Annotated in this window: 10 protein-coding genes and 1 pseudogene; 3 read left to right on the forward strand and 8 right to left on the reverse strand. The window is 38.0% G+C overall.

Annotated elements, in window-relative coordinates; translation table 11 throughout:
- Positions 1-24: 24 nt before the first annotated feature.
- From CD001_RS23210 to CD001_RS23230, 5 genes are all read right to left on the reverse strand, one after another.
- The gene (locus CD001_RS23210) at positions 25-1,080 is read right to left on the reverse strand and encodes a tripartite tricarboxylate transporter substrate binding protein (RefSeq protein WP_179298871.1); all 1,056 of its coding nucleotides are present in this window, start codon (positions 1,078-1,080) and stop codon (positions 25-27) included.
- Between the two features lie 28 nt (positions 1,081-1,108).
- Complete coding sequence (gene dapA / locus CD001_RS23215) at positions 1,109-1,999, reverse strand: 4-hydroxy-tetrahydrodipicolinate synthase (RefSeq protein WP_096189974.1); 891 nt, start codon at positions 1,997-1,999, stop codon at positions 1,109-1,111.
- Positions 1,999-3,009, reverse strand: a complete 1,011-nt coding sequence (gene pdxA, locus CD001_RS23220; RefSeq protein WP_096189975.1) for a 4-hydroxythreonine-4-phosphate dehydrogenase PdxA — start codon at positions 3,007-3,009, stop codon at positions 1,999-2,001. The genes dapA and pdxA overlap by 1 nt, the downstream gene beginning before the upstream one ends.
- Positions 3,010-4,299 (reverse strand): four-carbon acid sugar kinase family protein, encoded by a 1,290-nt coding sequence (locus CD001_RS23225; protein ID WP_179298872.1) that lies wholly within the window; start codon positions 4,297-4,299, stop codon positions 3,010-3,012.
- Positions 4,300-4,467: 168 nt separating this feature from the next.
- Entirely contained in the window at positions 4,468-6,252 is a 1,785-nt protein-coding gene (locus CD001_RS23230) for a sigma-54-dependent Fis family transcriptional regulator (protein ID WP_096189977.1), read from the reverse strand.
- Between the two features lie 256 nt (positions 6,253-6,508).
- Between CD001_RS23230 and CD001_RS23235 the strand changes: the two are divergent.
- Positions 6,509-7,322, forward strand: a pseudogene (locus CD001_RS23235) (SDR family oxidoreductase).
- A gap of 457 nt (positions 7,323-7,779) precedes the next feature.
- Here the strand turns inward: CD001_RS23235 and CD001_RS23240 are convergent.
- The gene (locus tag CD001_RS23240; protein WP_096189978.1) at positions 7,780-10,494 is read right to left on the reverse strand and encodes a tetratricopeptide repeat protein; all 2,715 of its coding nucleotides are present in this window, start codon (positions 10,492-10,494) and stop codon (positions 7,780-7,782) included.
- A 278-nt stretch (positions 10,495-10,772) separates the two neighbouring features.
- On the opposite strand from CD001_RS23240, the gene CD001_RS23245 reads away from it, so the two are divergent.
- Together CD001_RS23245 and CD001_RS23250 are read left to right on the forward strand one after the other, a co-directional pair.
- Entirely contained in the window at positions 10,773-11,357 is a 585-nt protein-coding gene (locus tag CD001_RS23245; protein WP_096189979.1) for a TetR/AcrR family transcriptional regulator, read from the forward strand.
- Positions 11,358-11,759, forward strand: a complete 402-nt coding sequence (locus CD001_RS23250; RefSeq protein ID WP_096189980.1) for a DUF5367 family protein — start codon at positions 11,358-11,360, stop codon at positions 11,757-11,759.
- A 298-nt stretch (positions 11,760-12,057) separates the two neighbouring features.
- On the opposite strand, the gene CD001_RS23255 is transcribed toward CD001_RS23250, so the two are convergent.
- Complete coding sequence (locus CD001_RS23255; RefSeq protein ID WP_096189981.1) at positions 12,058-12,603, reverse strand: site-specific integrase; 546 nt, start codon at positions 12,601-12,603, stop codon at positions 12,058-12,060.
- Between the two features lie 1,013 nt (positions 12,604-13,616).
- Positions 13,617-14,384 (reverse strand): hypothetical protein, encoded by a 768-nt coding sequence (locus CD001_RS23260; RefSeq protein WP_096189982.1) that lies wholly within the window; start codon positions 14,382-14,384, stop codon positions 13,617-13,619.
- Between the last annotated feature and the right edge of the window lies 1 nt (position 14,385).

Consider the following 14,385-nt stretch of genomic DNA (forward strand, 5'->3'; position numbering starts at 1 on the left):
TTGGGGCTACACCAAATGAATGAATTAATCAATATCAATATTTTCTGACAGCATATCAAATACCTCTTGTACTTCTTCGTTCACTTGAATAAATGATTCACGATCCAAAAACTCAGCTTCAGCTCCGTTATCAGCAGCAAAGTTTTGAAAATCCTCATGTTGAACGACTTCTTGAAATACATCCTCTAAATAATGAATGACCTCTTCAGGAGTTCCTGACGGAGCATAATAACCAAACCTAACAGATACACCAGTACTTACACCTAAGTCAGAGAATGATACAGCATTTTCTAATAAAGAATGGAAGTGTTCTTCGTAGCTTGATGTTACAAGAGGTACCGCATCTCCAGATTCAACATATTGAATGGAATCAGGAGTTGACGCCATTCGTAAATCTACTTGTCCTCCTAAATGTGCTGTAATTAAATCTGCACCACTTTGATAAGGAATGACTTCAAATGCATCTGGATGTCCAGTGGCTTCCATCATCGCTTCATAAGCTAAATGGGTTGTTGAACCAATATTCGTAATACCAACAGAAATTGAGCCTGGTTCTTCTAACGCTGCCTCTAAATACTCCTCAAATGTTGAATATTCTGAATCACTACTGCCTACAAGTACTGAAGGTGTATGAGAAACTTGAGCAATCAGTTCATAATCTTCGAAACCAATATCGATCTGTCCAACTGCATTCATCGCATTTAACGTTGAATGGTGAAGCAGAAGTGTATGTCCATCAGGTTCTGCATGAAGCACTTCCTCTAAACCATTTCTCGTATTTGCACCGGGAAGGTTAACCACTGTCAGGCTTTCTGGTAATAATCCTTCCTCACGGATGATATCGCTTACAATACGACCAGTAGAATCACTCGTACCGCCCGGATCATACGGAACAATAATACGCACTTCTTGAGTAGGAAAATCTAGTTCTTCACCTTGACTGCCGTTGTTGTCGTTCGAAGCATTTTCATCCGTATTTTGGTTATCATGATCTTCAGTTCCCGCTTCATTATCTCCATTACAAGCAACCAATAAAGCCAAACCGAATACAATACTTAACAATCTATTCGCTTTCTTCATACCATTCATCTCCTTGTCCTTATATTGATTAGACCAACTCTTCCGATTTATAAGCACTTAACAATTGCTTTAATTCAATCTTCACATCTTCTGGAAGGGGTTGAACAGGTAATCTTGGTATCCCAACATCTAATCCAGATTGATTGATTGCCGCCTTTAAAACTGAAGGCATTGTTCCCAAACTGAATGCACTTCTTAACACTTTTAATTTGTTTTGATTCTCATTTGCTTCTTCATACTTGCCTTGCCGCCAATAAGTATAAATGTTGGCCACTACCCGAGGCATATAATTTGCTGTAGCAGCTATCGCACCATCAGCTCCTGCCATCAAGCCAGGCAATATGAGTGAATCAGTCCCGATTAAAACTTGAAAATCACTATTTTTAATTTCAATTAGTTTAATTGTAAAATCTAAGTTACCGCTACTATCCTTAATGGCTACAATGCTATCAATGGTTCCGAGTTCCTTCACGGTTTCAGGCTGGATTGTGTTTCCCGTAATTCTTGGAATGTTATACAAAATAATAGGTAAATTCGTTTGTTCTGCAATCATTCTAAAATGAGCTGTAAGCTCTTCTTGAGATAATGTAACATAATAAGGAGTGATTACGGATACTGCATCTACACCGATACGTTCCATTTCATTGGTCAAGCGAATCGTCTCTGTTGTCGAATTTGTTCCAGTACCAGCATAGACAGGAACCTTTCCCTTTGCTTCTTCGACTACAATTCGTGCAACCTCAACCTTTTCACTATTGTTAAGCGAAGCAAATTCACCATTACTCCCTAAACAAAATAAACCATCACAGCCACCGTCAATGGCTCGATTCACTAATTTCTTGAGTGCTTCCTTGTCAATTTGATCATTCTTATTAAATGGGGTTACGAGTGCTGGAATAATTCCTTTTGGACTTAACATTAAATCACCTCTTGTTTTGGAGATAGTTCTACGGCCATTTTGATTGCTTCAATCATTGAACCTGAGTTTGCAATCCCTTTTCCTGCTATATCAAAAGCTGTTCCATGGTCAACAGATGTACGTATCATCCCGCCTTTAAGACCGACAGTAATATTAACACCTGACTCTAAACCAAGCACCTTGACTGGGCCATGTCCTTGATCATGGTAACACGCCACAACAATATCAAAATCGCCTCTTACTGCTCGAAAGAATAATGTATCAGCTGGATAAGGTCCTGACACTTCGATTCCTTCTTTTTTTGCTCGTTCGATACCTGGGATTAGCTTTTCTTCTTCTTCCCCATATCCAAATAAACCATTTTCTCCAGCATGCGGGTTGATGCCGCAAACTGCAATTCGTGGATTTCGAACCCCTGCGTTAACAAGCGTTTCATACGACAACTTTATAACATTATAAGTTCTTTCAGCATCAATCTGTTTGACAGCTTCGATTAATCCAATGTGTGTAGTCAAATGGATGACTTTTAAATCAGGGGTTGAAAGCATCATCGAATAATCTTTTGTTCCTGTTAATGTTGCAAGAATTTCAGTGTGTCCTGGGAATTGTTGACCTCCCAATTGCATCGCTTCTTTATTAAGTGGTGCTGTTGTAATAGCGGAAATTTCCCTCTCCTTTGCAAGCTCAACTGCCTTTTCAACAAACGAATAGGCTGCATATCCGGCTTTTGCAGAAATTTCACCATATGGAAGCTCTTCAGGTAATAAATTGAGATCGATACAGTGGACCACTCCTTTCTCCTCTTTCAACTGTAAGGGAGGTTGGACAACTTCTACAATAAGAGGTAAACCGAGATTCTTGATTTCTCGTCGGAGAATTTTTTCATCCCCAATCACAAGTGGAATACACATTTCTTGAATGTTTCCTTCTGCTATTGCCTTCAATGTGATTTCGGGTCCAATTCCAGCAGCATCACCCATCGTAACTCCTATTATCGGTTTGTTCACCATCTACTCACCTCCTAAAGCCTTATATGACTTAAATAGCGTCTCTTTTGTTCCAAATCCTCCTGCCTTTGTAATGGTAATCATATTTTTCTCACCTTTTAAAATACCGATTGGGATACCTTCTTCGACTTCATCACACAAATAGAATTCATTCGCCTTAATATGTGCAGCAACCTTTTTTGCTGTATCTCCTCCCGTTAAAAAACTCTTTTGAACATTCGTTACTCGGATCACTTTTTCTACTAATTCCCCAAGACTATTTGAAATGAAATCACTCATCTGAACAGATGTTAAATGACTATTCTGACCATTTAATCTTGAAGCTTTGATTTCTTCTGGATTTGCTGAAGTATATAGAACAACATCTCTCCCTTTTTGTAAGGCATCCACTGTATTCTTCAAGGCATTTTCCATTATAATTTCTTTCGATTCTTTCGACTTAACAATATCTCCTGTGTTTACTTCTATTCCACAAATCGATGTTTGCATCAATAAATAATTCAACTGCTCCCTAGTAGATTCATGTACACTCCCAATGACAAACAAAATTTGCCCTTTTCTTACTAATGAATCTCGTTCAATAGTAGAACTTTTATTTTGCCACCTCTCTGCTATCTGCTCCGCGAGCCCTGCAGACCCACACCAAATAAATTTCTCTTGATAATCATCCATATATTCTATTAACTTTTGAAAATGGTGATTGGAATTCGTATCACATACAATAAACTCTGCTTGAGACTTCCTTAATTGAAGCAATTTTTGTTGAAAAGAACTTTTTCCCGAGTCAATATCATCTATTGAAATAATTCCTACTTTACGTTTAGATGATTGAGTTATTATTTTTTCAATTGACGAACTATTAATTGGAGTACTTACATCTCTCGCAAAATAAGTATGCTCGAGAAGTGACTCTCCCACATATATTTCACCATTTTTTACAAACCTTTGATTATCTGGGTAACCGGGAGCAATGATGATAAATTTTGCATCACTATGATCAATCAATGAATCCAATTCTGTTCCTACATTCCCTCTCATTGTAGAATCGACTTTTTTATAGATCATATCAACATGATATTTTTTTGCTACTTCTATAGCCTTTTCTACACTTTTATATGCCTCTGTTTCCGATGCTGATCGACTATCAGTCTCAATAACTAGGACATCGATATCGTCGTTTTTTAATATTGTATCCTGATCCAACAAAACTGTTGTTTTTAAACCTTTCTTCGCAAATTGTACACCTGTATCATTTGCACCGGTTAAATCATCTGCAACCACTACTGCATTCACATCGTCACCCCTAACTTTAAACGCTTTCACTCAATCTAGTTATAATATATTGAAACAAAGCAATATTATCAACATTTTTTCTGAATTATTAATTTTATTAAAATTTATATGAATTTCTGTTTATTTTTGCAACAAATAACCCTTGTCTTCACCGACAAGGGATTTCATTTACGAATTCAATTTTCTCCAAAGGGTTGAACGATTGATTCCTAGCCTTTTTGAGGCTTTTGATTGATTTTCGTTTTCCTGCAAATATACTTCCTCAATAATATCCCTTTCAATCTCAGAAAGTGTTTGATTAATATTGATTGGGATTAACGACTGATTTCCTTGTGAGTTTTCTATCTTGACCGTTTTTAACACACTTTTTACATCTTTAATGAGGATATCACTTGAATTCTTTACTAATAATTTTACTGCTTTTCTTAATTCACTAATATTGCCGTACCAAGGATATTTAATTAGTGTTTCTAATGCACCTTCTTCTACTCCGATAACCTGCTTCCCATACCGTTCATTGAAATGGAGAATGAATGTTCGAATCATATGTTCAATCATTTCTTGCCTTTCTCTCAACGGTGGAAAATAGTATGCATTTCGAAGTAATTCATCCTTTATCGCACGATCAAACTTTTCGATTGTTTCGTGAAAAATTGATTTATCACAGCAAAACGTATATATGGCTTGAAGCGAATAGTTTTTAATCGTTTCGTGAAGCTTTTTCTGTTGTGTAGCGGTTAAGTTCTCGATTTGACTAAAATGAATAATATCGTGAGTACTATAGGATTGAAGCATTTGTATAATTCGATTAAATGTCCTAGTCGAAGGATGATTAAAACGAAATTCGGTCATTGTGCCTTGACAAAAAGGTTCCTTTTCCCAAAGCATTTTAATAAAAATTCTTTTCCCCGTCCCACGTTCACCTATAATTGTAATCGAGTTCTGTTCCTTTTTTTGTTCAATATCGTTCATCGTTTCTTGAAATAAACGATCCGAAGCAATTAATTGAGGAACATGTTCTAAATTAGCATCAGCCATAATAACATTGACTTCATTATCAACACTTAGATCGCCATTCTCTAACTCTAAATAAAAGTATGTTGTTAATTTTGAATCACTTACTCGTCCTATGTTCATCCGAGGCGGCTGCTTAAAATGACCTTCATACATGTAGAAGGAGATAGGAAGATCCATAAAGGATTCATCAAATGCTAAAGGTAGTTTAGGATGAATATGGAAAAAATTCTTTTTTTCAGTCGACACTAAACGCTGTTTAAATGCTAAATTGCTAAAATAAAGTTCCCCATTCATTCTCATCAAACAAACCGGGTTAGACAATTGGTTTAATAAATTGTTAAAAGTTTCCGCTTTAGAACTATACTTTTCTATTTCAGTTTTCAATGCCTTTGCTTTATTAAATGCTTCGTAAACAGACTCTTTTCCAGATGTAATTAAGACTCCTTGCATACCAAGAGAGATTGCTAACCTTACTGTGATTGCATCACCAACAATAATGGAAATTCCTTGTTCCTTCATCTTTACAAGGGTATTCTTCACTTCAGATTCGTGATCAACAACTCGATATTCTACATCTATATTAATAACCGAAGAAACTGCTTCAAAACTATAAATTACATTTTTAAAGCCAACCATGCCAATTTTAACATTATAGCTCTTGAGTAATGTCAATATTCTCAAAATATCGTATCCGGAAATGTGAATATCAATCACTGGAATTGAAGTGTTCTCTCTTAATACCTTTGCCGTTCCTCCGCGACTAATAATGACATCAAACTCTTCACCTGACCTTTTATAATTCTCCAATAAAACTAAACTTTGATTTAAATCAGCTACATGACTTGTAATAGAAAACTCTTCAAACTCATGCTCCATCGAATTAATTAACTCCGCCAACCCCTTATATGGAGCAATCACCAATGTTTTAATATTCACGGCACACCACCTGTTGCGATATTAGTCAAATTCCCTTAATTTTTTATTCTATAATTATTATACATGAAATTCGATGAATTTATAGAGGTTAATTTGCTATAATTTAAGAGGAGGATATGTTTTAGTTTCGTCAAATATAGAGATATAAGCCTAATAGGATTTTGAAGTTTCTCAATAAAAGGAGGTGAATGATCTAAGAGCTTCTACTATTTTAAATTAAATCTAATTCAATACAATTTGGAGGGATCATATCCATATGAACTTAAATCTAAAAGGGAAATCAGTTCTTGTTACAGCTGCAAGTAAAGGTTTAGGAAAAGCAATTGCTTTACAATTTGCCAAAGAGGGTGCCCACATCGTCATATCTAGTAGAAATAAAGAAGCTCTCCAAAAAGCCCAACGTGAAATTAAAGAGGATAGTGGAAATGAAAATGTACATCAAATCGTTTGTGATATTACAAGCTATGATTCTATTAAAAGCCTAATCAATCATACCCTTGATCTGCATGGCACGATCGATGTTTTAGTAAATAATTCTGGCGGTCCACCAGCTGGTACATTTGACAATATTACGGATGAAGATTGGCAAAAAGCATTTGAGTTGAACTTATTAAGTATTACTCGATTAATTCGTGAATCGCTGCCACATCTAAAAAGTGATGGAGGAGGGCATATTGTAAACATTGCCTCTTCTTCTATGAAACAAACAATCAATAATTTAATCCTATCTAATACTTACCGTGCTGGAATTGTAGGATTATCAAAGAGTTTGTCACAAGAGTTAGCAAAGGACAACATTTTAATTAATACGATTGGACCTGGAAGAATTGAAACCGACCGTGTTTCTGAATTAGATTCAATTAGTGCGATAAAACAAGAGGTCACATGCGATAAAACAAGAGGTCACATATGAAGAAATAAAAAAATCAAAGGAAATGGAAATTCCAATTGGACGTTACGGGAAACCGTCTGAATTTGCAAAGTTTGTCGTCTTCTTATGTTCAGGCGCAAACACATATATTACTGGTCAAGCTATGCTCGTCGATGGAGGACTCGTAAAAGCTTTGTAAAGTCAGTTTTGAATACTCTCAATCGACTTACAGCATTCAGTAGTTTTAAAAGTAACTTTATCTACGCAACAAAAGACGCCGCGGTTTCTCAATCTTTTTGAAAAACCGCGGCGTTACTCGCTTAAATGTAAAAAATTTGAATTCTAGAATATTCGTTTGCCTATGGGTTTAACCAACATCATTTAATGAAATAACTATATCCTCAATATTATGAATTTATAAAAGTCCAACCATAAAATATGGATTACAATTGCAGATGTTTTTCGCGGACATCAGGTTCCTTATATAACCACAAAACAGCTCTTTCACAACCTTCGAGGACACCTGTTCCGTTATCTCCCCCAAAACATATGAAATCAGCGACTTTTTGACTCAATAGAGGATCATATGGCCGATTAACAGCGCAATTCTGCCTTTTCAGTGCATTTAGCGAACCCTATGTCCGCATGACAAATGATTAAGTTACATAAGGGTAGTTCTCACTCACTTTCTTCATCATTTCACACTGCAGCAGCCTTACTTCAAATATTTTCATAGGATCATAGAAAAGCTGCGGATTCTCTTTCATTATTTCAAGCTTTGCTTTTAAAGCCTTGCTTTCAGATTCAGCTTCTGTAATACTTCTGTACAATTGCTGAAAAGGCTCCTGGAAAAACAAAGTTACATCTGCTTTTAAAGCTTTTTCAAACAGATCAAACTCTAAAAAGAATTTATCCATAACTGAAGCAGTAACATCCTCATAATTGCTTTGTTCTACATGTTTTTTATATCGATTGAATAGCATATTTTTATTTTGCTGAATATTACCAAATAGTTTTCCTGCACTTTTCAAAAAGAACTGTGTTGGATTCTGGCGATTCATAATGTTTTCTTTCTTAATTTCTATTCTGTATGCTAACCGGTTAATATCTCTCCGCCAGTCGGAAAGGGTTTGAAAGTCACATTCTAGCTTGATTTTATTTTCTTCGTATAAGGTATTCAATGATTCGCTCATTTCATCAAGGTACTGTTGTATATCCCGAAGTTCCTGTTCCGAATCATCAAGCCATTCCTGCAAGTGCCCTCTTAATTTTGGCATAATCTGTTCCTGCAAATAAATTTTTATTTTTTCATTCATTTTCTCATTCAATTCTTCATGTAGAGTTCTGAAGTCACTGTCTTCTTTTATATAATCTGTACACTCACGCAACAGTTTAGGCAGGGCATTTTTCACATCGTGTTTTGCCCCTTCTTTGACCGCTCTATATGATTCTGTAATCCTTTGTGTTTTTTCAAGCTGTGTCTCATCGAGAGATTCCACAAGCGCTTTAAGCCTGCCAATGATATCTTCATTAAAAACGACATTTTTATTAAAAGAATGCTCCATTGCAGTACGTTTCTCTATTAAATCTTTTAAAACAGTACGAATTAAAGATAGAAATCTAGTTGTTCCCTGTTCCATGTGGTGAGATTGTTGTTGAACAGTAAAGCTTTCATTAATAAATCTCACTAACTCTTCTGTTTTGGCAAAGTCTGCATCAAAAGAGGAATAAGAAAATACTCTCGCTTCCGGAAATAGTTCATTTATTTTGGAACGGCTTTCCTGTAGCCTCCTTTTCTCCAATGACGTCCCATCATCATGCAAGAGAAAGTGCACCTTTAAATCAGGGGAGTGCTCATAAATTTGGAGAAGTAACTGAAACTCCTCTTCTCGGAACTGATGACGTGCATCAATAATATATAGAAGTCCATCTACCAAGTTTAAATATTGATAAACAGTATTTTTCTTAAGGCTGTTCTCAATTTCTGGAGAGCTTACTAGGGAACAGTCTAACTGCTGCAAAAATGGTGACTGCCATTCAAGCTCTATGATCGTATCGTCCCGAAGAGTTGTAATGTCATTAACTTTCTTCATTCCTTCTTCAGTGACTTCCGTTAATTCTCTCGCTTCAGAATTATTAATAAACATTGTTGCAGACTCATCACCAGCTATTGTCTCCTGAAGGATAGCGTTTATGATATGTGATTTTCCACTTTCGGCTGATCCTGTCATCAAGATATATTTCTTATTCAAATCCGCAAACCGTGAAACAATCCATTTTGTCTTTTCACCCATCTGCAGCTGATTTGATTCCACCCACGTTAATAAGCTCTGCAAAAGGCCAACAGCTTCATCCGTGTTCTCCACATTCTCAAAATCAAACAAAACTCTCTCTGATTCCCACACAGTGTCAGCATTTAATGAGGAAGGAAAATATTCACTCCACGCCATAATTGCCGCAGCTGGGAATATCGCTCTCTTCTCATTTGTAAACTTTAACCAGTTGCTTAACAATTTTGGAACAACTGATTCTATCTCTGTAAGTAAATACTCACCGTTCATCAGCTCAAGGTAGCTTTCGTAGTGAATCGTTGATACATCATACGAAGATTTTCCGTTCGCTATATCTATCTCTGAAAAAAGAACATTGGCAGTATGAACCCAAGATAATACTGTCTCACTCCTCTTATAACTATTCCAAAGAGATTTTGTAATCTGCGAAAACATCCTCTCGTCTACTTCGTAAATAACCTTGAGTGCTTCTAGAAAATAATCAGGTACAAAATCTTTCGTAAACCCTCTGTCTACGTATCCTTTAAGTACTTCAAACCATTGTATCGATGCTGTCCGTATTGTCTCGTTGACAGCCAGTTCAACTGCATTCTGATAGTCATTCTGCTCTTCATAAAAAGTACGAGCAAGCTCCATTACATTCGGATAGTCCGGATCAATAGAAATTGCTTTTTTAATATATTGATAGACCCGTTCACGATTGTTTTTTTCAGCATACAAAGAAAATAATTGTAATGCAATTTCAACGGAGAGCATTGTATTTTCTGTTTCAATCGATGTATATATTTGTTCTGCATCATTCAGCCAGCCAAGCTCGTAATATGCATCACCGATATTTTTTTTAGCCCATGCTTTTAGGGGGCTGTTAACATTCTCCCATTTATAAATTGCTGCTTCCAGATCTTTGTTATGATAGTAAATTTCCCCTTGCGCAAAACGGATAGGAGACAACTCAGCCTCATCTTTTGTTTGTTCTGTAAAAAAAGCTTCACCAAGTACTTGAAGCGGCTGCCTGCTCTCTTGCTCGTCCATGTATGTTTTATAAAATGCCTTTTTTATCAGTTGATTTTCATTCATCATTGCTTACCTCCACGATGCAAAATTTCCTGAAAACATCTAAACTTCCCGTGTTTAAATCTCCTCTTTATAGTATTCGTTTACCAATGTAAATTTTAGACCAAAATATTCTATTCCCTGTTTTTCTCTCTTATGACAAAATGGAGAAAATTAATTTTATATCTTATCATCTAATTTAAAACGCGACTAAGCGACCAAAAGAAAACATTGTAAATTCGAGTATTTAGTGGTAATATATACTATAAGTTAGTTATTCGAATAACTAAGAAAGTGGTGAAAAAATGGCAAAACCTAATGTCATTAGTAAGAAAGACTTAATTCAATTTGCAAAGGAAAGTTTGGTGATCAACGGAATAGAAAGGTTTACTTTAAGGTCTGTTGCAGAGACAGCAGGAGTAACGCAAGGAACAATATACTACCATTTTCGAACGAAAGATCAGTTATTGTTAGAAATTGTTCATAATGTTTGTGAAGAGACTTGGACTGAAATATCCCAGCAAAATAATCAACATATTATAAGTCAGGCAATACATTCTGCAAAAAGCCGTTGTTCCCATGATTCTTTCTTTCATAAATTATTTTTTACATTGATAGCATCAAGTCTCAATAATGACAAAATAAGAAGTCAACTAGGAGAAATTATTTATAAAGAAAATAAGGCATTAAGCGAAAGTTTATCAAAATTGTGGCCTGAATCTCCCTTGGAGGGTGTTACTCTTGAGACTTGGGGAATTCTTATGAACGCTGTTGTTGATGGAATTGCATTGCAGGCACTATTGCAAAAAGACTTTCCAATAGAAAAGACTTACAAAGAGGTAGAGCAGTTGTTCGAAGGGCTTAGTCAATTAGATAGGGAGGACAAATAAATGACAGGCTATACATTCACTGTCGTTTTTGGAATATTAGTTTGGTTTATTGCGACAATGTTTTTCATTGTTTTTGGTGAATATGTGCTCTTTAGTCCTGGATCAATCAATTACGGAATAAGCCTATCATTGTTAATAGTGGGTACAGGAATACTACTATGGGGTGTAACCTACCTTTATTTATTTTTTGATAAATCAGTTTATGCACCATTGAAGTTCGGGGTAATTGGAACTACTATAGGATTAGCACTGGATACGTTTAGTATATCATTCCATAATGTTCTTTTTCCTCATTTAGATGATTCACAGGTTATCGCTTTTACAGCATGGATGTCTTTTGCTTATGCATTGTATTTACTTATTCCCGCAATAATAAATGTAAAAAGAAGTAGTTTACAATAATGCAAGTATCGCTAATACAAAGTTTAAATCAGTCTGATATATCAAGGATTCCAGATCTCCAAAACAAGTGCGTTAAATTTGATCAACCAAAAAAGGTTTTGTGGCTCGTGTGCGCTTGAATGTTATGGTGGAGCATAGCGGGCTCGAACCGCTGACCTTTTGGCTGCCAGCCCGTTACCAACGGATAGTCGGCGCAAAATCAGCCGAACATTGTTACCGCGAACATCTTATTCGGATATATTCGTTAGTATAGCACGTAGCACCACTTGGCGACAAGCACTATAAGCGTTTTTCCGCATTATATCTCGATAGCATCGTATGCCGCGTCTATTTCATCGCGGGTAATGCCGATGTATTTTAGCGTCATAGCCGGCGTGCTGTGGTTTAATATCGCCATTATACGGGTTATGTCGTGCCCTTGCGTATATAATTGATACCCGAAAGTTTTACGCAAAGTATGCGTACCTACTGCGCCAATTTTACCCGCAATGCCTGCCCGCTCGGCCGCCGCATTTAATATACGGTAGGCTTGCACTCGACTAATCGCTTTATTACCGCCCTGTCTACTGCGAAATATATACTCGTCGTTTCGACCGTCCAGCTTCTCAACTTCGTTCTTTACCGTTTTACTCAGCTTAATTCTGCGGGGCTTACCCGTCTTCTGTTCGCGGAGCTTTATCTCCTCTTTGCCGCGTAAGTCTCCGAGCTTTAACGTTAAAAGGTCGCCGATTCGTAAGCCTAGAGAAACGCCCATCACGAACATTAAACGGTCACGGCCGGCGAGTGCGGCTTTCATTTTGCGTATGTCTTTCGGGTCCTTAATCGGATTTACTTCGTTTGCCATCGTTACCCCTCCGTAACTTATCGATATATTATGTTACACCGATTATATAACGAAGTGATTACGGTATGCAAGGAAAATATTTCCGAAATGAAAATTTTTGTGCGTAATTTGCGGGCATCAGGCGCAGGGAATATTTGAGGGGGCGTTGGGGGTCGACGAATATTCATGCGTTCGTATACGGAATTTGATTCCGATAATCTGCATTACGTAAACTGCGAAATGTGTCGAAACCCTTTCGTTGAGCCATTTTCGTCGATCCTCGTCAATTCCGCTTTATACATTTTTCGGAAACCGCGTTAAATCAACGTTTGTTCTCCGCTCGACTTTGCATAAAAGTTGCATAAAATCCGCCCCAAAGCGTTCGAAGCGCCGCCCGCCGGCAAGGTGTCGCAGGATATACCGCCGCATATCCGTATGTATGCGTGTGTGCCCGTGTGACCGTATCGCCCTATAACCCCCTGAGTTTCGGCAAGGGGCGTCCTTCCGAGGCATGTCGCGGGCTATAACCGCCCGTATCCTCGTAACGTGTCAACGCACGGACGGGCTAAAACGTAGCTCTATCGGAAATTAACGGAAGCTCAAGACGGTTGTATATACAAGTTCCTCCTTATATGTACGCGCCCTATTTCCGCCGTACCGTCTAAGCCGTATCTATGTAGGTTTACACGGATGATCGTAACCACCCGTGCCACTATATTACTGCGCAACCTTGTCGACCTGCGGACTACCTACGGCTTCTACCTCGTGCTTTTCCGTCAACATACCGTGTGCCTGCAAGAACGTGCGGAACATAGCCGCGTTGCCGTCGTTTATAATATGCTCCGGTATTGACTCCATTACCTCCGGCAACATGTCGGCACTCTTGCGCACAATCGCCCGCTTGAGCTCGTCGTTAAAGTCGCCATCTTTGCGCCAGTTACGCCCAGCTTTGCAGCGATTTCCTGGTACTCGAGGCCGTGTACTGTCGATAATATTTCGATTGCCTGCAACTGCTTTTCGTTTAATTTGCCCATTTATTCGTTCCCCTTAGCTAATGTGTTTAACCGCTCGTGAAATGGAGCGGTATCGATTTCCTCGTAAGTAAATACCGGTGGATCGCCGGCTTGCTTCGGCTTGGTAAGTGTAAATAACTGTAATTCCGACGAAACGGAATCAGGATTTGCGAAAGAGATACATGTATGGATCATACCGATCGTCCCCCGCATATTGTCCACAGTCACTTCTTTACCGCCGTTGTAAAAGGGATCGGGGGTGTCGTCGTCCATCAACTCGTCGCCTACACCGCGTAAAAACGTCGGGTATGATTCGGCAGTCGCAGAAAATTCAAACGTTTCGACCTGCGAGTCCGGACCGGTTTCAAACGCGGCGACTCCGGTATTCCCGTTCTCGAAAAAGCCGACCAGCCTTACGCCTACATACGGGGCTGTTTCGGTGTTTAGGCTATCGAGGAAAGGGCAGAAGTCCTGCTCCGATTCCTCTCGTAATTCCGCGATAATATCCGCTAACACCGCAGCGCAAGTCCTTAAATCGTCAGACGGCTTTGTTCTCGTCATTAGCGCATCCTCTATTCGGCAACAAACCGAATGTAAGCCGACATGTCCTAGAATCACATAGTTACTTAACTTACGAACTTTTTCCATTCTAATATCGGTAGGAGTTTCGCCAAGTTCTCCTGTAATATGCCCGTCTTTATCCCGACTGTAAGTCACCTTCACGGTCTTTGTATCGCCTGACATCATCGCAAATTGATCCTTAAATGTTGCTCCTATAATTAACGACATC

The organism is Evansella halocellulosilytica, from assembly GCF_002335745.1.
Lineage (GTDB): Bacteria > Bacillota > Bacilli > Bacillales > Salisediminibacteriaceae > Bacillus_CA > Bacillus_CA halocellulosilytica.